Below are 19,270 nucleotides of genomic sequence, written 5' to 3' on the forward strand. Positions count from 1 at the left end.
GGATTGCTTCGCTCCGCTCGCAATGACGAGGTAGGTGGGGAATCGTTGACGCTTTAGGGCACGGAACCTAGGGGCTGCGCATGACCGATCAACCCGAAAGCTATACCTACGCCAAGGCCGGCGTTTCGATCGCCGCAGGCAATGCGCTGGTGAAGGCCATCGCCCCGCTCGCCAAGGCGACCCGCCGTCCCGGCGCCGACGCCGATCTGGGCGGCTTCGGCGGCTTCTTCGATCTGAAGGCCGCGGGCTATAACGATCCGCTGCTCGTCGCCGCGAATGACGGCGTGGGCACCAAGCTCAAGCTCGCGATCGACAGCGGGCGGCATGATGGCGTGGGCATCGATCTGGTCGCGATGTGCGCGAACGATCTGATCGTTCAGGGCGCCGAGCCTCTTTTCTTCCTCGATTATTTCGCGACCGGCCGCCTCGACAATGGCGTCGCCGAACGCGTGATCGCGGGCATTGCGGAGGGCTGCAAGCTCGCCGGCTGCGCGCTGATCGGTGGTGAGACCGCCGAGATGCCGGGCATGTATGCCGATGGCGACTATGACCTTGCCGGCTTCTGCGTCGGCGCGGTCGAACGGTCCGAAGCGCTGACCGGCAATCGCGTGAAGGCGGGCGACGTGATCCTCGGCCTCGCCTCCTCGGGCGTTCATTCGAACGGCTTCTCGCTCGTCCGCCGTCTCGCTGCCGACAAGGGCTGGAAGCTCGATCGCCCGGCTTTGTTCGATCAGGACGTGCTGCTGATCGAGGCGCTGATGGCGCCGACCCGCATCTATGTGAAGTCGCTGCTGCCGCAGGTCCGTTCGGGCAAGGTCGCCGCGATGGCGCACATCACCGGCGGCGGGCTCCTGGAAAATATCCCGCGCGTCCTGCCCGAAGGTCTGCACGCGCATGTCGATGCCGATCTGTGGGCGCAGCCGCGGCTGATGGCGTTCCTGCAGGCGCAGGGCAATATCGAGCCGGGCGAGATGGCGCGCACCTTCAACTGCGGGATCGGCATGGCCGTGATTGTCGATCCGGCCGACGTCGCCGACGTCATCGCCGCGCTCGAAGCGGCGGGGGAGACCGTCCACCGCATCGGCGATATCCAGCCGGGCGCCAAGGGCTGCACCGTGCGCGGCGGCGACGAGACGTGGAGCGCCCGCGCGCCGTGGTCGTCGACGCATGAAGGCTAAGCTCGGCATCCTCATTTCCGGGCGCGGCAGCAACATGGCGTCGCTGATCGCGGCGTCGCGTGCCGATGATTGCCCCTACGAGGTCGTGCTGGTCGCATCGAATGTCGAGGATGCGGCGGGCCTCGCCACCGCCGAGGCCGAGAGCATCCCCACCTTCGCGCACCCGCATCGCGGGCTCAAGCGCGCCGATTTCGATGCGCTGATCGACGCCGAACTGCGCGCCGCCGACGTCGAATATGTGGCACTCGCCGGTTACATGCGCATCCTGTCGCCCGAGTTCATTCAGGGCTGGGAAGGCCGGATCGTCAACATCCACCCCTCGCTCCTGCCGCTCTATAAGGGTCTCGACACGCACCAGCGCGCGATCGAGGCGGGCGATGCCGAGGCGGGTTGCTCGGTCCACATCGTTACCCCCGAACTCGACGATGGCCCGGTGATCGGGCAGGCGCGCGTTCCGATCCTGCCCGGCGACACGCCCGACGCGCTGGCCGCTCGCGTGCTGATCGAGGAGCACCGCCTTTATCCTGCCGCGCTCGCCGCCTATATCCGGGAGCATGGCTGACGAGACCCCGACCCCGGCGGCTGAGACCGCCGAAATCCCCCGCGCGGCTGCCGAGGCTGCGGAGATACGCCGTCGCCGGCTGCGGCTGCTGACCCTGGGCGAAATATTGGCGGTGGCGGCGCTCGTCATCTCCGGCCTCACCTTCTGGAACAGTTACGAGGAGCGGCGCCATGCCGAGGCGGACAAGGTTGCGTCCTCCACCAAGGAAAGCCGCACCGCGCGCACGCTCGTCCTCAGCGGCAAGGCCGACAAGGATGGCGACCGGCTGACGCTCACCGCGCTGGGTGGCCAATCGATCCAAGGCCAGACGATCGCCTTCCCCGCCGCGCTCGATCTCTCGCCCATCGACAGCAGCGATCCGCGGATCGAGCGCCGCTGGATCGAAAGCGCGCTGGTCGATGCGCTCAAGGCGGCGGGCGAAAAGACCAAGGCCGGCGGCGACGCCCGCCTTCCCGTCGCGATCACCACACATTTCTATGTCGACGACACATTGGTCGACGACGTCGCGCTCTACGACGTCGGCTATACGACCAGCTCGAGTTTTCTGGGCGGCACCGACGTGAAGCTTAAGGGTCTCTCGCTGATCGGCCACACGACCGCCGCCGCCGCGCAGAAGCGGATCGATGCGACCTGGTCCGCCCGCCACAAGGCGCCAGCCAAATGACCGTCGCCGACTACACCTCCACCCACGCCCGCATCAGCGCCCTCGCGCTCGCCATGCCGCAGGCGACCGAAACCGTCTCGCACGGCTCCCCCGCGTGGCGGATCGGGGAGAAGGGCAAGATGTTCGCCTATCTCTGGCACAATCATCATGGCGACGGGATCAGCGCGGTCCTCGTCAAGACGAGCGGGCCGGAGCATCAGGCGATGCTGATCGAGGCCGATCCCGACATTCACTACAGCCCGCCCTATCTCGGCCCGTCTTACTGGATCGGCGTGCGGCTCGATGTCGGGGAGACCGACTGGGATCAGGTCGAACACCGCATCCGCGAAAGTTGGAAACTGGTGGCGCCGACGAAGTTGCTCGCCGCGTTCGGCGATTAGGATCCGGCCTCGATCCGGTTACGCCCGCCGCGCTTCGCCGCGTAGAGCATCTGGTCGACCTGCTCGGTGAACCCCACCGCGCTCATATCCTCAGACGGCACGACCGTGCCAACGCCAAGGCTGGCGGTGATGAACTCCCCACAGCTCGAGCTTTCGTGCGGGATCTGGAGCTCGGCCAGCTCGGCCACGCACCGCCGCGCATAGTCCAGCGCAGCCGCCGCATCGGTATCGGGAAGCAGCAGCACAAACTCCTCACCGCCATAGCGCGCCACGATATCGCGCGGCCGCGTCGCGAGGCTTTTCAGCCCGGCCGCCACCCGGCGCAGGCAATCGTCGCCCTGCAGGTGGCCGTAGCGGTCGTTAAACTGCTTGAAATGGTCGATATCGAGCATGATCATCGACAGCGGCTGGCCGGATTTCGCCGCACTCCCGAACTCGCTTTCCAGATGATTGTCGAACATGCGGCGGTTGGCGATGCGGGTCAGGCCGTCCTCGAACGACATCGCCTCCAGATCGCGTTGCAGCTGGAGCAATTCCTGCTCGGTCTTCTTGCGCTCGCTGATGTCGAACATGAAGCCGATCAGGCTGTCGACACCGCCGTCCGCATTACGTTCGACATGCACGACGTCGCGGATCCACACATAGCCGCCGTCCGGCGTCAGCGCACGATAATCGGCTTCGTGATCGACGCCCGCCTGCGACTGCGCGACGCAGAAATTGACGACATAGTCGCGATCGTCAGGATGGATGCGCGTCGCCCAATCCTCGACCGATATCCAGCTGTCCTGCTTCCATCCCAGCAGCGCCTCGATCTGCGGGCCGATATAGGCGAAGCGCATCGTCGCCCAGTCGATCTTCCACGGGATCGCCTTGGTCGATTTCAGCAGGGTCTTGTAAACCGCCGGATCAAGGTCCGGCCCGGCCATCGCATCGAAACTCATCCGCTTCCCATCGGGCATCGCGCCGATGCTGGCCATTGCAAAAAGCGGCGCTTTGCCGTCCGAAATCCTCAATCGGCCGCTTCCTGTCCCGCAATGGGTCGAACCGCGCCCGCGCCCTGCCCTTTCCGATATCCAACGATTGCGACGATCATCGGCATCGATCGCTTGAACCCCGCCCCAAGGCCCGTAAAGATGGTGCCATGACAGGGAGAATTTCGGGGCTGGGGCGCATCCTGCTGGGTGGGGTGATCGCCATGACCGTGGCACAGGCCGCGCACGCGCAGGAACGCAAGCTGCCTTATTGGGCATCGCTCGCCTCGGGCGACGTGCTGATGCGCACGGGGCCGGAACGCACATTCCCGGCCATCTGGCGCTATCGCCGCCGCGATCTGCCGGTGCAGGTGATCCAGATCTATGGCGACTGGCGCAAGGTGAAGGAGGTCGACGGGACCGAGGGCTGGATGCTCTCCACCCTGATGTCGGCCAAGCGCACCGCGATCGTCGTCGGCCAATTCCCCGCCGCCATGCATGCCAGCCCCGAGGAAAGCGCCGCGGTCAACTGGCAGGCCGAACCCGGCGTCGTCGGCAAGCTGCCCCAGTGCGAGGCCGGCTGGTGCCTGTTCGACGTGGGCGGCAAGAAGGGCTGGATCCGCAGCGACCGGATCTGGGGCACTTCGCCCGGCGAAAGCTACGAAGAGTGATCGAGCCGGTCGTGATCGAAACCGATCGCCTGCGCCTGCGCCAGCACCGCGTCGACGATCTCGATGCCTGCGCCGTGCTGGGCCGCGATCCGATCGCGGTCGAGTTCATCTACAAGGCGCCGCTCAGCCGCGAGGATGTGTGGCACCGGCTGCAGCGTTTCGCCGGCCATTGGGCGCTGCTCGGCTACGGCCTGTTCGTGGTCGAGGAGAAGGCGACGGGCAGGATCATCGGCGAAGTCGGCCTTGCCGATTTCAAGCGCGGCCTGGGCGAGGATTTCGACGGCGCGCCGGAATTCGCCTGGGTGATGTCGAGCGACGTTCACGGCAAGGGCTATGCGAGCGAAGCCGCAAAGGCCGCGCTCGGCTGGATCGAGGTAAAAATGGCGCCGCCGCGCGTCGTCTGCATCATCGATCCGGAAAATGCCGCGTCGCTGCGCGTGGCGGAGAAGCTCGGCTTCCGCGCCTATGGCAGCGCGGAATATAAGGGCAAGACCGTCACGAAGCTGGAGCGGCTGGCTTAGGCTGCCTTACGCAGCCGCAGTATCAACGGGTAGAGCAGCGCCTGTTCCTCGCGGATCCGCGCGCGCATGCCGATGCGCAGCCCCTTCGACAGCGTCTGATATTCGGACCAGTGGAGCTGGAGTTCGCTGGCCGACCACCGCTTGATATGCTCGGACGAAGCCAGCATCCGCGCCCGCCCGCGCGTCCGCAGCCCTGCAATCGCCATCGGCGCAAAGGCTTCGACGGCGGGATAGACCTCCGCTTCGAGGAACGAACTGCGCACCCGGCTCACCTTACTGATCGCCAGACGCGCGGCCGCCACCTCGGCGAGCCTTGGTTCCGCCACGGCGGCCAGGGCTTCGAGCGCATCGATGCCCTTTATGGCGGCATCGTGAAGAGATTGGAGCCGGTCGAGCACATCCCCGCGATACCGGCCAATCGTTAACGCCCGGTAAGATTTAGAAGCGCGACAGCCATTCCGCCCACCGCTTGTGGTCCGGCATTTCGCGATTCATCCAACTTTCGTCGAACAGGCTGTCGAGATAGCGTTCACCGGAATCGCAGATCAGCGAGACGATGCTGCCGCGATCCCCCCGCCCCGCCATTTCCTCGGCCAAGCGTAGCACGCCGACCAGATTGGTGCCCGTCGACGGGCCGACCCGCCGCCCCAGCCGCGCCGACAGGAAGCGCGCGGCGGCGAAGGAGGCCGGATCCTCGATCTCGATCATCCGATCGACGATATGCGGCTGGAAACTCGCCTCGACACGCGGCCGGCCGATCCCTTCGACCCGCGACCGCCGATCCGACGTCAGATCGCGCCGCCCGGTGCGCCAGCTTTCCGCGAACACCGAACCTTCGGGATCGACCACCGCCAGCCGCGTGCCCCGGCAACTTGCCCGACGATAGCGGACATAGCGGCCGATCGTGGCGGACGTGCCCCCCGTCCCTGCACCGACCACGATCCAGCTCGGGCACGGATGCCGTTCATTTTCCATCTGCTGGAAGATCGACTGGGCGATATTGTTGTTGCCACGCCAGTCGGTCGCCCGCTCGGCATAGGTGAACTGGTCCATATAATGGCCGCCCGTCTCGCGTGCGAGTTGCTCGGCCGCCGCATAGATCGGTCCCGTCACCGGATGGCATTCGCCGCCCAGCCGCTCGATCTCCGCCAGCTTGGCAGGCGCCGTCCCCTGCGGGACGACCGCGATGAAGCGCAGCCCCAGCAGACGCGCGAAATAGGCTTCGGAGATCGCGGTCGATCCAGACGACGCCTCGATCACCGGCCTATCCTTGCCGATCCAGCCGTTGCACAGGCCATAGAGGAACAGCGACCGCGCGAGCCGATGCTTGAGCGATCCCGACGGATGGGTCGATTCATCCTTCAGATAGACATCGACCCCGTTCAGCCCTTCGAGCGGCACGCGCACCAGATGCGTGTCGGCCGACCGCGTCAGATCGGCCTCGATCTCCCCGACCGCCCAGTGCAGCCAGTCGCGGTCGTCACTCATTCAACAAACTCCGTTCGTGTCGAGCGAAGTCGAGACACGTTGGCATGCGAGAACATCCCTCGACTTCGCTCGACACGAACGGCTTGGGAGAGTCCTCACGCATAATTGAAACTGATGCTGATCCGCTCGGCCTTGGCCGCACCCGCGACCACCTCGTGCCGCAGCCAACTCTCCCACAGGAAGACGCTGCCTACCGATGGCTCGGCATAAACGAAGGGCTGGGTATCCTCGGGCGCATCGGCGGTGCGGCCAGGCGCCGCCATCAACGCGGTCAGGCGCGGGTCTTCGAGCTTGAGCGCCCCTGCCCCCGGCGGCACCGCGATGTAGATGGTGCCGGAAATGATGCTGTGTGGGTGGATGTGCCCCGTATGCCCGCCATCGCCCTTCAGGACATTGACCCACAGGCTGTCGAGCTTGGGCTTCTTCGCCAGATCCATGTACGACGCCTCGGCAAAGCGGCGGACATGCTTGTCGAGCGCGCGCTTTAGATCGTCGAACGCCGGATCGCGCATCGGCAGATCGTTGAGCGACGCGTAGGACGTATAGCCGCGATAGCCGTGCGCCTTCGACCAGGCCCGCCCCGCGCGATCCTCCTTGGCGAGCGCGAGACAGGATTCGCGCAATTCCTCGATCAGATCGGGATCGTCGAGACGGTCTTCGTAGAAACGGGTGACGAACAGGGTGCGGATCGGCATCGGCGCGGTTTAGCGAGGGTTACGCCCCGCGCCAATCCTCGCTTTGCCTCCCACCGTCACCCCCGCGAAGGCGGGGGCCTATCCAGTCTCACCACATGAGAAAGCACTGGATAGGCTCCCGCCTTCGCGGGAGTGACGAATTGGAGGTATTCCGCCGCATAATGCAAAACGGGCCGCCATCGCTGGCGACCCGTTTCGTGTTTCGGCAGTGCCGAAGCGCTGATTAACGCTTCGAGAACTGGAAGCTGCGGCGAGCCTTGGCGCGGCCGTACTTCTTACGCTCGACGGCGCGGCTGTCGCGGGTCAGGAAGCCCGCGGCCTTCACCGGCGCACGCAGGATCGGCTCGTACTTGGCGAGCGCCTGCGAGATACCGTGCTTCACGGCGCCGGCCTGGCCCGAAAGGCCACCGCCCTTGACGGTGCAGACGACGTCATACTGGCCTTCACGCTCGGCAACGCCGAACGGCTGGTTGATGACGAGGCGCAGCGTCGGACGCGCGAAATAGACTTCCTGGTCACGGCCATTGACCGTGATCTTGCCGGTGCCGGGCTTCAGCCACACGCGGGCGACGGCGTCCTTACGACGGCCGGTTGCGTACGAACGGCCCTGCGCATCGATTTCCTGCTCACGCAGCGGCGTGGTCGGGAGAACCGGAGCAGCGGCGACGGGCGCCTCGGCGGTGTAGTCGGTCGAAGCCTGCGCCGGAGCAGCGGCGGCCGGAGCCGCACCCGTCAGCGACGCGAGGTCGGAAAGGGACTGGCGATTGTCGGACATTATGCGCCCACCTTGTTCTTGCGGTTCATCGAGCCGACATCGAGCGTCTCGGGGTTCTGGGCGGCGTGCGGATGCTCGCTGCCGGCGAAGATACGCAGGTTGCGCATCTGCTGACGGCCCAGCGGACCGCGCGGGATCATGCGCTCAACGGCCTTTTCGAGCACGCGCTCGGGGAAGCGACCTTCGAGGATCTTGTCCGCGCGGGCTTCCTTGATGCCGCCGGCATAGCCGGTGTGGCGATAATAGACCTTCTGGGTCAGCTTACGGCCGGTGAAGCGAACCTTCTCCGCGTTGATGATCACGACATTGTCGCCGCAATCGATGAACGGGGTGAAGCTCGGCTTGTGCTTGCCGCGCAGGATGTTGGCGACGATCGAGGCGAGGCGGCCGACGACCAGACCTTCCGCATCGATCACGAGCCACTTCTTTTCCACCGTCGCGGGCGTCGCCACCTTGGTGGTCTTCATCAGCGCCTTCATGGGCTTAGACCTTCTTTCGCAAAACGAACTGCGCCGCCCGTAGATCGAGCGGCGCGAACGGCGGCCTAATGCGGGAGAGGCCCAAAAGAGTCAAGCAAACCGGGCTGAATTTAAATAGGTATCAGGATACCTTCATATTTTCAGGCCCTGCCGATGCGGTGCGCGGCCGCGATCGCAGCGGCCAGCAGCAGCGCCGCGACCGCCTGATGCGCGACCGCGATCACGATCGGCACGCCCAGCAACAAAGTGGCGATGCCCAGCAGGATCTGAAGGATCGCCACGCCGGCAATCGCGATCACCTCGCCCGTCGCCCCCACATTCTTCGCCTTGCGCGCGAGGAACAGCAGCGCGGCCAGCGCCACCCACGCCCACCAGCGATGGATGAACTGCACCACGATCGGATTGTCGACGACATTGCCGATCACGCCCAGCGCCGCCTGCCAGCCGCCTTCGGGAAACCATTCCTCGCCCATGCGCGGCCAGCTGGCGAAGGCGTAGCCCGCACGCAAGCCCGCGGTGAAGGCGCCGAACAATATCTGGATCGCCAGCGCTGCGATCGCCAACCCCGCCGGCCAGCGCAGCCGCGCGCGGGCATCGACGCCGGTTCGCGCCAGCACAAACAGATCGAGCGCGGTCCAGATCAGCGCCGAGAAGATCAAAAGCGCCGCGAGCAGATGGATGGCAAGGCGGATATGGCTTACCTCGGTGCGAACGCTCAGCCCCGAATAGACCATCCACCAGCCGATCACCCCCTGCAGCCCGCCCAGCAGGAAGATCACCACCATCCGCCGGCCGTAACCCGCCGGGATCGCGCGCTTCCACCACGCGACCGCCAGGATGACGAGCAGCACCGTCCCGATCGTCCGCGCGAGCAACCGGTGCAGATATTCCCAGAAGTAGATCGCCTTGAAGCCTTCGAGCGTCATGCCCGTATTGAAGGCCGTATATTGCGGGATCTGCTTGTAGCCTTCGAACTCGGCCTGCCAGTCCGCCTCGGTCAACGGGGGGACGATGCCGTGGATCGGCTTCCATTCGGTGATCGAAAGCCCGGATTCGGTCAGCCGCGTAATCCCGCCGACCACCACGATCGCGAAGACGAACGCAGCGAGGAACAGCATGCTCCATCCAAGCGCGCGGGGTTTCGGAGCGGGGGTCAGGGGGCGGGAAAGCGACATGGCGGCCCCATGCGCCAAGCCTCCCGCGCAATCAAGCGGGCGTAATGTCCCAGCCTCTCACCCTCCTCTCCCCACTCGTCATTGCGAGGAGCCGCAGGCGACGCGGCAATCCATTCCGCGGTTCGGAGTGGATTGCTTCGCTCCGCTCGCAATGACGAGTCTAAAGGACAATGCCACACCGCCTTGCCTCCGGCCGCTTTGACGGCTAGAGGCGCGCGCAACTTTCCAACCCCAAAATAATGGAGCCCGCTCGGCCATGTCGACCGAACGCACCTTTTCGATCATCAAGCCCGACGCGACCCGTCGCAACCTGACCGGCGCCGTCACCGCGAAGCTCGAAGAGGCCGGCCTGCGCGTCGTCGCTTCGAAGCGCATCCACATGACCAAGGAGCAGGCCGAAGGCTTCTACGCGGTCCATAAGGAGCGTCCCTTCTTCAACGACCTCGTGACCTTCATGATCTCGGGTCCGGTCGTCGTGCAGGTTCTGGAAGGCGAAAATGCCGTCCTGAAGAACCGCGAAGTCATGGGCGCGACCAACCCGGAAAATGCCGACGCCGGCACGATCCGCAAGGAGTTCGCCGAGTCGATCGAAGCCAATTCGGTCCACGGTTCGGACAGCCTCGAGAACGCCAACATCGAGATCGCCTATTTCTTCAAGCCTGAAGAAATCGTCGGCTGATTTCCAGCGCGGCCGGCGCATCGCGTCGGCCGCAGCTTGACGGACCCGCCTGCCCGCGACTAGCCCCGAAGCATGACTTCGACAGCGCGCCCGTCCAAACCGAAGATCATCGTCACGCGCCGCCTGCCCGAGGGCACCGAAGCGCGGCTGACCGAACTGTTCCCCGACGTCGAACTCGCCCAGGGCGAGGGCATCACCGATAAAGCCGGTCTGGTCGACGCCGCCGCGCGCTGCGACATCCTTGTCCCCACCGTCATCGATCATGTCGACGCCGATGTGTTGGCGGCCGGCGCAGGGCGGCTCAAGCTCATCGCCAATTTCGGCAACGGGGTCGATCATATCGATCTGCCCGCCGCGCGCCGTGCGGGCGTGATCGTCACCAACACGCTCGGCGTCCTGACCGAAGACACCGCCGACATGACGATGGCGCTGATCCTGTCGGTGCCGCGCCGTCTGGCCGAAGGCGAAAAGCTGGTGCGATCGGGCGACTGGGGCGGCTGGAGCCCCGGCGCGATGCTGGGCCACCGCATCACCGGCAAGCGGCTGGGCATTATCGGCATGGGCCGGATCGGTCAGGCGGTCGCGCGCCGCGCGCTCGCCTTCGGGCTCACCATTTCCTATCACAATCGCCACCGCCTGCCCGCGGTCGTCGAACAGGAACTGGCCGCGACGTGGGAGGCCGATCTCGATCGGCTGCTGATCCGCAGCGACATCGTCTCGATCCACTGCCCGCACACCGCCGAGACCGAGCATCTGCTCGATGCGCGCCGGATCGGGCTGCTCGGGCCGCAAAGCTATCTGATCAACACCGCGCGCGGCGAGATCGTCGAGGAGAAGGCGCTGATCGACCGGCTCGAACGCGGCGAGATCGGCGGCGCGGGCCTCGACGTGTTCGAGCGCGAGCCGCTGGTCGATCCGCGCCTGCTCGCGCTGGATAACGTCGTACTGCTCCCGCACATGGGATCGGCCACCTTCGAAGGCCGTGCCGCGACCGGCGAGCGCGTCATCGCCGCGATCCGCCAGTGGCTCGACGGCGATCGCCCGCGCGATCAGGTGCTCGAAGGCTGGGCCTGAATCCACCGTCGGCCGGTTTCGGCCGTTTGCCGTTCAGCGCAAATCCATGTCGGCCCGTCTATCGAGGCTGAACAGTGCATAAACCTCGGATGAACCCCCGATAAACGGGGGAACTAAGTTAGATTAGTCTCGTTCCGGGGTGCACTGGTTCACAACGACAGGAGCGTGACATGAACACCAGCAAGTTGATCGCGGCGGCGGTTGCGCTGTCCGTCGCGGGCGCTGGCGCCCCGGCTTATGCGCAGAGCGCTGGCAAGCTCGCCAAGGGTGCCCTTATCGGTGGCGCCGGCGGCGCGGTTGCAGGCGCGGTCATTCCGGGCCTCGGCACCGGCGAAGGCGCGCTGATCGGCGCGGCCGGCGGTGCGGCCATCACGGCGCTCAGCCACAAGGATCGCCGCTATTATCGCGACGGCTACGGCCGCAAGTACTGGGTCGATAAGAATGGCCGTCGCCGCTACAAGTAAGAGCGGTTAAAACCAGCCTCAAAGGCCGTCGGGTTCGCCCGGCGGCTTTTTCTTTTTGCGGTCAATCCAGCCGCGCGAGCCAGTCGGCGATCATTACGCGCCCGGCCGCCACCGCGGTCGATCCGTGCATGTCATGCTGTGCGCGCAATTCGGGCACAGTAAGCCCCGCCGCCACGACATCGGCCTCGTTTTCCAGCCACGCATCGAAGCGCGGATCCTCGCCCATCTCCGAATGGAACTGGAGCGCCAGCAAGTTGCTGCCGCGCCGGAACCCCTGATGCGCATATTTGTCGGACGAAGCGAGCAGCTCGACGCCCTGCGGCAGATCGAACGTGTCGCCATGCCAGTGGAGCACCGGCACGCCATCGATATGGCGCAGCGGCGATCCCTGCCCCGCGCCGTTGATGCTGACGGGGGAGAAGCCGACTTCCTTCACCGGCCCCGGATAAACGCGCGATCCCATCGCGGCGGCGATCATCTGCGACCCCAGACAGACGCCCAAAGTCGGCCGATCGAGCAGGATGCGTCGCGCCAGCCGCGTCACCTCGCACGAAATCCACGGATGCTGCTCGACGTCATAGACGCCCATCGGCCCGCCCATCATCACGACCAGATCGGGCGCATCGAAATCGACATTGGCGAATTCGGGATCTGTCACGTCGATCCGATCGATTTCATATCCCGCCGCCTCCACGGGCGCGCGGAAACCGGCAATGCCTTCATAGGGAACGTGGCGGATGACGAGACAGGACTTCATCGCCGCAGAGTAGCGCGGGCGCAGCCGATGCCAACGCTAGGGATTTTTGGGGTGTCTAAACCGATCCTCCCCCTCCGGGGGAGGATTTAGGGATCAATCCCCCGTCAGGATCCGATCGACGAGCTGCTTCACCGTCGGCACGAAGCCGTTCGAATAGAACGGGTCCTGCTTGAACTTGTAGGCCGCGTGGCCCGCGAACATCAGGTTCTCGTCGATCGGCCCGCCATGCGCGATGTCCTGCAAGGTCTTCTGGATGCAGAAGCTGCGCGGATCGGCGAGGCGGCCGGTCGAGTTGTTCTCATTATCCGCCCAGGACGAGAAGCTGCACTGGCTGAGGCAGCCCATGCAGTCGGCCTGATCCTTGCGGATGATCTTGGTGTCCTCGGGCGTCTCGAACACCAAGGTGTTGTCGGGCGTCTTGAGCGCCATCGTGAAGCCGTGGCCATACCATTCGCGTGCGCGATGGAGATCGCCCAAAGTCACCCAGAAATTCTTGCCCTTCACGCCGACGTCGAGCTGGAACTGGTGGTCGCCCGCCGCCTCCATGCTGAACGCGATCTGGCGCTCCGAACGCGCTTCGAGATTGCGCAGGAACGGGTTGCGCACCGCCGACGAATAGAAGCCGGTCGGCGAAAAGCGGTGCAGCAGCACGTCGCCCTCGTCCAGCGTGGTCAGATGATCCTTCCACGCCTGCGGGATCGGGCTTTCCTGCGTCAGCAGCGGCCGCGTACCGAACTGGAATGCGATCGCGCCCAGCTCGGGATTGTCGATCCAGTCGTTCCAGTCGCGCAGATACCAGACGCCGCCCGCCATGATGATCGGCACGTCTTCCGAAACGCCACCGGCGCGCATCGTTTCGCGCAGCGCCTTCACGCGCGGATAGGGATCCTGCGGCGCGCGGGGGTCTTCGGCGTTCGACAGGCCGTTATGCCCGCCGGCCAGCCAGGGGTCTTCATAGACCACGCCCGCCAGCCATTCGGCCGCCTTCGAATAAGCGCGCTTCCAGAGTGCGGAGAAGGCGCGGCCCGACGACACGATCGGCAGATAATTGACGCCATAGGACGCCGCAATCTCGCTGAGCTTGTAGGGCATGCCCGCGCCACAGGTGACGCCCGCCACCATGCCCTTGGTGCGTTCCAGAACGCCGTGCAGCACACGCTGCGCGCCGCCCATTTCCCACAGCACGTTGATGTTGATCGCGCCCTTGCCGCCGGCGATCTCGAAAGCGCGGCGCACCTGTTCGACGGCGCCGTCGATGGCGTATTGGATCAGTTCTTCGTGGCGCTCCCGACGGGTCAGCGCGCGATAGATCTGGGGGATGATCTTGCCGTCGGCGTCATAGCTGTCGGCGTTGACCGCAGACACGGTGCCGATGCCGCCCGCCGCCGCCCAGGCGCCCGAGCTGGCATGGTTCGAAACCGCGACGCCCTTGCCACCCTCGATCAGCGGCCAGACTTCACGCCCGGCATACATGATCGGCCGAAGCCCCTTGAACAATCCAACCTCCAAACAGCGAATGCGCGCCCTATAAGCGCGTTGGCCGCGAAATGCGCGCGGAATCTGCGTGCCGCCTTAGCGGCGAATGAACGACCAATATAGCGATCGATAGCTTTCGATCATCGCATTCTCGTCGAATTCATGCAACGCCACGGCCCGATTGGCCGCGCCGATCGTGCACCGCAGGCCAGAATCGGCGCACAGCCGCGCCAGCCCCTGCGCCATTCCGGCCTCGTCATTCGTCCCGAACAGGAACGGCGCATTGTCGGCGCTTGCCATCGCGCGGATATCGCCGACGTCGGTGCATAAAGCCGGCAGCCCGCACGCCATCGCCTCGACCAGCGAAATCGGGAATTGCTCGCTGTCCGAACTCAGCGCGAAAATGTCGAAATTGCCTAGATAGCGCACCGGATCGCTGACGAAGCCGGGCAGGATCATGCGATCCGCAACTCCCAGCCGCTCCGCTTCCGCGACGATAGCCTCGCGCTCCGGCCCCTCCCCCAGGATCACGAGCCGCGCATCGGCGGGCGCGCCGGCGGCGAAGACGCGCACGAGGCGCGGCAAGTTCTTCACCGCGCGCAGCCCCGCGATCGTCCCGATCACCACGCCCGGCCGGCTGCGATCGAGGCCGGGGATCGGCAGCGGTGCCGCAATCTCCGCTTCGCTGGGCAGGCGGATGCCGTTCGGAATGCGCAGCACGCGACGCGCCGGCTGCCTCCACACATCGCGCGCGATAGCCTCCAGCCGCTGCGACGGCACCACCAGCTTAGCTGCGGTCGGCAGCATCAGGCGGCGAAAGGCGACGCGCTTCGGGTTCTGGCGAACCACCTCGTCCTGGTTGAACCCGTCCTCGGCATGGATCAGCGCGGGCAGCCGCATGAAGGGCGCACACATCCGCCGCGCGCCCACCGCATCCATCGCGCCCCAATTGTAGGTCAGCACCAGATCGAACCCGGCCATGTAGCGCGCGAGCCGCAAATAGCGTCCCGGCGACGGCTTGCCATGCAGCGGCGGCGCGCCCTCGTCGCCCGGAAAGTCCACCTTTATGCCCGGATCGATCGCATCGCGCGCACCCAGCGCCCCCGGCACCGCCGTCAGCACGACATGCTCGGCCGCATCCCCGAAAGCGTTCATCAGGTGCACCGCCCGCGCCTCCTTGCCGCCCAGAGCGAAGGTCGAATGGGCGTGGAGGATGCGGGCCGGTCGCGTCATCCGGCCGCCGCGATCCGCGCCAGCAGCCGATCGATCCCCGCGATACACGGTGGCTCGGAAAGGGTGGGCGTATGGCCGACACGGCCGATCACCACCTCCTCCATCTGCGGCAACGTCTCCAGCATCCGCTTCGCCGTATCGGGCTTGAGCAGATCGGACAGGCCACCGCGCACCAGCAGCGTCGGAATATCCTTCAGCGCGTTCAGCACCGGCCACATATCGACCCCCGGCTCACCCCCGCCCGGCACGCGGAACGGCTCGGCGATCGCCATGTCATAATCATAGACGATCCGGCCCGCGGGCGTCAGGCGGCACAGCCGCTTCGCCATCGCCAGCCAGTCGTGCAGGCCGAAATCGGGAAAATTGCTCGTCTGCGTTTCCGCAATCCCGCGCGCGGCGTGGAGCCAGGTGGGATAGCTGATCGACTTGCCGACATAGGATCGGATCCGCGCCATCCCCGCCGGATCGATCACCGGCCCGACATCGTTGATCAGCGCACCGGCCAGCCGCCCCGCATTGCTCGTCGCCAGCAGCGCCGTGATCATCCCGCCCAGCGACGTGCCGAACATGATGAAGCGATCCAGCTTCAATTCGTCGATCAGCAGCTGGACGTCCTGCAGATAGGTGAGCGGAACATAGCTCATCGGATCCTTGGCATAGGCGCTCTCCCCGCGCCCGCGCAGTTCGATCAGGATCAGGCGATGCCGCCCCTTCAGCCGATCCGCGACATCGGCGAAATCGCGCGCATTGCGCGTCAGGCCGGGGATGCAGAGGATCGGCAGGCCCTCACCGGGATAATCGCGATAATGGAGGCGCAGCCCATCGGCCGACCACCAATATCCGTCATCCCAATCCGCCATGCCTTGCGCCCTTCCAGTTGCCGCCCCCATATCGCCGCATGCCTGTCCTCCCGCAACCCGCCGCTTATCGTCCCGACCCGAAGATCGAGGAACTGGAAGGGCGCCTGTCCGATCCGGTCTCCGCCGCCGATTTTCCGCAGACGATACTGCGCTTCCGCAACGATCGCTGGGATAGCTCGGTGGGGCTCGATGCGCTCGACGACGAACAATGGGTCGCGCATTTCGGCCGCTTCCAGCCGCTGCCCGACAATCTGCCGCAACCGCTGGCGCTGCGGTATCACGGGCATCAGTTCCGCGCGTACAACCCCGACATCGGCGACGGGCGCGGCTTCCTGTTCGCGCAGCTGCGCGACGGGCACGATCGGCTGCTCGATCTGGGCACCAAGGGTTCGGGCCAGACGCCCTACAGCCGCTTCGGCGACGGCCGCCTGACGCTGAAAGGTGGCGTGCGTGAGATTTTGGCGACCGAGATGCTCGAAGCGCTCGGCGTCGAAACCTCCAAGACCTTTTCGGTGATCGAAACCGGCGAGGCGCTGGAGCGGAACGACGAGCCATCCCCCACCCGCGCCGCCGTCCTCGTCCGCCTGAGCCACAGCCATATCCGCATCGGCAGTTTCCAGCGGCTCGCGACGATCGGCGACGCGGAAACGATGAGGCTGCTCACTGCCTATTGCCTCGCCAACCTGTTCGACGAACCCGCCGATGCGGGCGCGGGCCGCTTCCTCGATCTCGTCTGCCAACGTACCGCGCGCCTCGCCGCCAGCTATATGGCGGCGGGCTTCGTCCACGGTGTGCTCAACAGCGACAATATCAACGTGACGGGCGAGAGCTTCGATTACGGCCCGTGGCGCTTCACGCCCCAATGGACCCCCGGCTTCGTCGCGGCCTATTTCGACAATAACGGCCTCTACGCCTTCGGGCGGCAGGCGCAGGCGATCCATTGGGACGTCGTCCAGCTTGCCCTCTCGCTGCGCCACATCGCCGAGGCCGAAGAACTCGCCCCCGCGCTCGATCGCTGGCCTGCGCTCTATGAAACGGCGGTGGCGGAGGCGATTTGCGCCCGGCTCGGCATCATCCCGCGCGGGGAGGAGAGCGACCTCGCGCTCCTTCAGGCGATGGACGAGGCGATGCAGGCGAGCAAGGTCGGCGTCGATCGCTTCTTCTTCGACTGGCGCGGCGGCAAGCTCCGCGCGCCCAGCGACCTCTATGGCGACGCCTTCGCGACCTTCCGCACGATAGTGTCCGACTATCAAAGTTCGATTTCGATAGACCATTCCTATTGGAACGACGCCGAACCCTGTTCGATGCTGATCGACGAGGTCGAAGCGATCTGGTCGGCGATCGACGCGCGCGACGATTGGAGTCCGCTCCATGCGAAGGTCGCGGCGATCCGACGGATGGGCGAGGCGCATCGAGTTGCCGATGCGGACGCCAGCCTTTAGGGCGACCGCATGACCACCAACATCCTTGTGACCGGCAGCAGCCGGGGTATCGGCCGCGCGATTGTCGAGCGGTTCCAGAGCGACGACGTCCGCGTCGTCGGCCATCGTTCGTCGGCGGCGGAGGGCGATGATTCGATCGTCGCCGATCTTTCGCAGGCCGATGCGCCTGCGCGCCTTTGGCAGGCTGCCCTCGATCGGCTCGACGGGCGGATCGACGTGCTGATCAACAATGCCGGCATCTTCGAAGCCGCAGCCCTCGAAGCCCCCGACGCCGCCTGGTCGGATGCCTGGGCGCGCACGATGCAGATCAACCTCACCGCTTCGGCCGAACTGTGCCGCCGCGCCGTGCTGCACTTCCAGCGCGGCGGGAACGGTGGCCGCATCGTCAATGTCGCCAGCCGCGCCGCCTATCGCGGCGACAGCCCCGCACACTGGCATTATGCCGCGTCGAAGGGCGGCATGGTCTCCATGACCAAGACGATCGCGCGCGGCTATGCCCGCGACAACATCCTCGCCTTCGCGATCTGCCCCGGCTTCACGATGACGGGCATGGCCGACGATTATCTGGAAAGCCGCGGCGGCGACAAATTGCTCGCCGACATCCCGCTGGGCCGCGTTGCCGATCCGGCCGAGGTGGCCGAGATCGCCCGCTTCGCCGCGCTTCAGGCGCCCGCATCGATGACCGGCGCCGTCCTCGACGTGAATGGAGCCAGCTATGTCCGCTAAACGTCGCGGTGACGAGCCGAAAGGCGACGGCGTCACCGGCTTTCCCTTCGATGCTTCGCGCACTGGCAGCTGGAAGATCAGCCTGCCATGCAGCAAGGCCGAGGCCGAACGGATTTCGGAAGGCGACCTGCCCGAAATCGACGCGCTCGATCCGCAGCCGACCCTGATGACCAGCGAGCCGGATCCGGACCAGCCCGAGGCGTGGCAGCTCGATGCCTATGTCGAAGATGAGCCGAGCAAGGCGCTGATCGCCATCATCGCCGCGCTCGCGCCCAGCACGAAGAAGAAGCCGGTCGTCACGCACATTCCCGAGGATGACTGGGTGACGATGAGCCAGGCGGGGCTGGAGCCGATCCGCGCCGGCCGCTTCTTCGTCCATACCCCGCACAATGCCGATGCCGCGCCCAAGGGCATGACCGGCTTCGTGATCGACGCGGGCCGCGCCTTTGGCACCGGGCACCATGAGACGACCACCGGCTGCCTCGAAATGCTCGATCGGCTGCGCGTGGCGGGCCGGCGCTTCGACGATATCGTCGATGTCGGCACGGGCACCGGCTTGCTCGCCTTCGCGGCGCGCGCGCTCTGGCCGGCGGCAAAGGTGATCGCGTCGGATATCGATCCGGTTTCGATCGAGGTCACCGCCGAAAATGCCGAGGTCAACGGCGTGCCGATGGGGCGCGGGCGCGGGCAGGTCGAACTGGGCGTGGCGCCGGGCCTCTCCGATCGCCGCCTGCGCGATCGCGCGCCCTACGATCTGCTGATCGCCAACATCCTTGCCGGGCCGCTGATCGAGCTTGCCCCGGTCTTCGCCGACGCGGTCCTGCCGGGCGGCACCGTGGTGCTGGCGGGCCTGCTCGACACGCAGGCCGATGCCGTCGCCAACGCTTATCGGCGCGAAGGCCTCTACCTGACCGACAGCATCCTGCGCGGCGACTGGCGCATCCTGCGCATGGCCAAAAGGCGGCGGTAGCCCTCGTCTCACCCCAAACGCCTCGTCATT

The 19,270-nt window shown here is 65.9% G+C and carries 23 protein-coding genes; 12 read left to right on the top strand and 11 right to left on the bottom strand.

All coding sequences use genetic code 11. The features are described from left to right. The first annotated feature begins 80 nt into the window (after positions 1 to 80). From purM to EOD43_RS12955, 4 genes are read left to right on the top strand one after another with little or no spacing between them, the layout of a single operon-like run. Positions 81 to 1,178: a phosphoribosylformylglycinamidine cyclo-ligase gene (gene purM / locus EOD43_RS12940; protein WP_127744264.1), complete on the top strand. Its 1,098-nt coding sequence runs from the start codon at positions 81 to 83 to the stop codon at positions 1,176 to 1,178. After that, complete coding sequence (gene purN / locus EOD43_RS12945; protein ID WP_127744265.1) at positions 1,168 to 1,740, top strand: phosphoribosylglycinamide formyltransferase; 573 nt, start codon at positions 1,168 to 1,170, stop codon at positions 1,738 to 1,740. The genes purM and purN overlap by 11 nt, the downstream gene beginning before the upstream one ends. Next, the gene (locus EOD43_RS12950; RefSeq protein ID WP_240653172.1) at positions 1,733 to 2,404 is read left to right on the top strand and encodes a hypothetical protein; all 672 of its coding nucleotides are present in this window, start codon (positions 1,733 to 1,735) and stop codon (positions 2,402 to 2,404) included. Before purN ends, EOD43_RS12950 begins: the two co-directional genes overlap by 8 nt. Further along, complete coding sequence (locus EOD43_RS12955) at positions 2,401 to 2,784, top strand: MmcQ/YjbR family DNA-binding protein (RefSeq protein WP_127744266.1); 384 nt, start codon at positions 2,401 to 2,403, stop codon at positions 2,782 to 2,784. The genes EOD43_RS12950 and EOD43_RS12955 overlap by 4 nt, the downstream gene beginning before the upstream one ends. On the opposite strand, the gene EOD43_RS12960 is transcribed toward EOD43_RS12955, so the two are convergent. Further along, positions 2,781 to 3,761, bottom strand: coding sequence for a GGDEF domain-containing protein (locus tag EOD43_RS12960; protein ID WP_240653173.1), 981 nt, complete (start codon positions 3,759 to 3,761; stop codon positions 2,781 to 2,783). The genes EOD43_RS12955 and EOD43_RS12960 overlap by 4 nt on opposite strands. Positions 3,762 to 3,925: 164 nt before the next feature. On the opposite strand from EOD43_RS12960, the gene EOD43_RS12965 reads away from it, so the two are divergent. Further along, positions 3,926 to 4,426, top strand: a complete 501-nt coding sequence (locus EOD43_RS12965) for an SH3 domain-containing protein (RefSeq protein WP_127744267.1) — start codon at positions 3,926 to 3,928, stop codon at positions 4,424 to 4,426. Beyond that, complete coding sequence (locus EOD43_RS12970; RefSeq protein WP_206363524.1) at positions 4,423 to 4,947, top strand: GNAT family N-acetyltransferase; 525 nt, start codon at positions 4,423 to 4,425, stop codon at positions 4,945 to 4,947. Before EOD43_RS12965 ends, EOD43_RS12970 begins: the two co-directional genes overlap by 4 nt. On the opposite strand, the gene EOD43_RS12975 is transcribed toward EOD43_RS12970, so the two are convergent. The 6 genes from EOD43_RS12975 to EOD43_RS13000 all read right to left on the bottom strand — a co-directional run bounded on the left by EOD43_RS12975 (position 4,944) and on the right by EOD43_RS13000 (position 9,502). Continuing rightward, on the bottom strand, positions 4,944 to 5,345 hold the full coding sequence (locus tag EOD43_RS12975) for a hypothetical protein (protein ID WP_127744268.1): 402 nt from the start codon (positions 5,343 to 5,345) through the stop codon (positions 4,944 to 4,946). The two genes, EOD43_RS12970 and EOD43_RS12975, sit on opposite strands and share 4 nt — an antisense overlap. Before the next feature lie 40 nt (positions 5,346 to 5,385). Continuing rightward, positions 5,386 to 6,435, bottom strand: a complete 1,050-nt coding sequence (locus EOD43_RS12980) for a PLP-dependent cysteine synthase family protein (RefSeq protein ID WP_127744269.1) — start codon at positions 6,433 to 6,435, stop codon at positions 5,386 to 5,388. A gap of 95 nt (positions 6,436 to 6,530) precedes the next feature. Continuing rightward, positions 6,531 to 7,130, bottom strand: coding sequence for a TIGR02466 family protein (locus tag EOD43_RS12985; protein WP_127744270.1), 600 nt, complete (start codon positions 7,128 to 7,130; stop codon positions 6,531 to 6,533). Between the two features lie 223 nt (positions 7,131 to 7,353). Next, positions 7,354 to 7,905, bottom strand: a complete 552-nt coding sequence (gene rpsI, locus EOD43_RS12990; RefSeq protein ID WP_127744271.1) for a 30S ribosomal protein S9 — start codon at positions 7,903 to 7,905, stop codon at positions 7,354 to 7,356. Beyond that, on the bottom strand, positions 7,905 to 8,384 hold the full coding sequence (gene rplM, locus EOD43_RS12995) for a 50S ribosomal protein L13 (protein ID WP_127744272.1): 480 nt from the start codon (positions 8,382 to 8,384) through the stop codon (positions 7,905 to 7,907). The genes rpsI and rplM overlap by 1 nt, the downstream gene beginning before the upstream one ends. Before the next feature lie 140 nt (positions 8,385 to 8,524). Continuing rightward, positions 8,525 to 9,502: a COX15/CtaA family protein gene (locus EOD43_RS13000; RefSeq protein ID WP_240653174.1), complete on the bottom strand. Its 978-nt coding sequence runs from the start codon at positions 9,500 to 9,502 to the stop codon at positions 8,525 to 8,527. Between the two features lie 313 nt (positions 9,503 to 9,815). On the opposite strand from EOD43_RS13000, the gene ndk reads away from it, so the two are divergent. From ndk to EOD43_RS13015, 3 genes are all read left to right on the top strand, one after another. Further along, entirely contained in the window at positions 9,816 to 10,238 is a 423-nt protein-coding gene (ndk, locus tag EOD43_RS13005; RefSeq protein ID WP_127744274.1) for a nucleoside-diphosphate kinase, read from the top strand. 72 nt (positions 10,239 to 10,310) lie between these two features. Further along, complete coding sequence (locus EOD43_RS13010; protein WP_127744275.1) at positions 10,311 to 11,312, top strand: 2-hydroxyacid dehydrogenase; 1,002 nt, start codon at positions 10,311 to 10,313, stop codon at positions 11,310 to 11,312. Positions 11,313 to 11,482: 170 nt separating this feature from the next. Further along, the gene (locus tag EOD43_RS13015; RefSeq protein WP_127744276.1) at positions 11,483 to 11,776 is read left to right on the top strand and encodes a hypothetical protein; all 294 of its coding nucleotides are present in this window, start codon (positions 11,483 to 11,485) and stop codon (positions 11,774 to 11,776) included. A 61-nt stretch (positions 11,777 to 11,837) separates the two neighbouring features. Here the strand turns inward: EOD43_RS13015 and EOD43_RS13020 are convergent, their stop codons facing one another. From EOD43_RS13020 to EOD43_RS13035, 4 genes are all read right to left on the bottom strand, one after another. Continuing rightward, positions 11,838 to 12,533, bottom strand: coding sequence for a glutamine amidotransferase (locus tag EOD43_RS13020; protein WP_127744277.1), 696 nt, complete (start codon positions 12,531 to 12,533; stop codon positions 11,838 to 11,840). Between the two features lie 93 nt (positions 12,534 to 12,626). Next, complete coding sequence (locus EOD43_RS13025) at positions 12,627 to 14,030, bottom strand: NAD(P)H-dependent flavin oxidoreductase (protein ID WP_127744278.1); 1,404 nt, start codon at positions 14,028 to 14,030, stop codon at positions 12,627 to 12,629. A 75-nt stretch (positions 14,031 to 14,105) separates the two neighbouring features. After that, entirely contained in the window at positions 14,106 to 15,242 is a 1,137-nt protein-coding gene (locus EOD43_RS13030) for a glycosyltransferase family 4 protein (protein WP_127744279.1), read from the bottom strand. Continuing rightward, the gene (locus EOD43_RS13035; RefSeq protein WP_127744280.1) at positions 15,239 to 16,102 is read right to left on the bottom strand and encodes an alpha/beta fold hydrolase; all 864 of its coding nucleotides are present in this window, start codon (positions 16,100 to 16,102) and stop codon (positions 15,239 to 15,241) included. Before EOD43_RS13035 ends, EOD43_RS13030 begins: the two co-directional genes overlap by 4 nt. 38 nt (positions 16,103 to 16,140) lie before the next feature. Here EOD43_RS13035 and EOD43_RS13040 point away from each other — a divergent pair, with 38 nt between their 5' ends. The 3 genes from EOD43_RS13040 to EOD43_RS13050 are packed head-to-tail and all read left to right on the top strand — an operon-like array spanning position 16,141 to position 19,240. Next, complete coding sequence (locus EOD43_RS13040) at positions 16,141 to 17,544, top strand: protein adenylyltransferase SelO family protein (RefSeq protein ID WP_127744281.1); 1,404 nt, start codon at positions 16,141 to 16,143, stop codon at positions 17,542 to 17,544. 9 nt (positions 17,545 to 17,553) lie between these two features. Then, the gene (locus EOD43_RS13045; protein ID WP_127744282.1) at positions 17,554 to 18,270 is read left to right on the top strand and encodes an SDR family NAD(P)-dependent oxidoreductase; all 717 of its coding nucleotides are present in this window, start codon (positions 17,554 to 17,556) and stop codon (positions 18,268 to 18,270) included. Then, entirely contained in the window at positions 18,260 to 19,240 is a 981-nt protein-coding gene (locus tag EOD43_RS13050; RefSeq protein WP_127744283.1) for a 50S ribosomal protein L11 methyltransferase, read from the top strand. The genes EOD43_RS13045 and EOD43_RS13050 overlap by 11 nt, the downstream gene beginning before the upstream one ends. Positions 19,241 to 19,270: the final 30 nt, after the last annotated feature.

This window comes from Sphingomonas crocodyli, assembly GCF_004005865.1.
Classification (GTDB): Bacteria; Pseudomonadota; Alphaproteobacteria; order Sphingomonadales; family Sphingomonadaceae; genus Rhizorhabdus; species Rhizorhabdus crocodyli.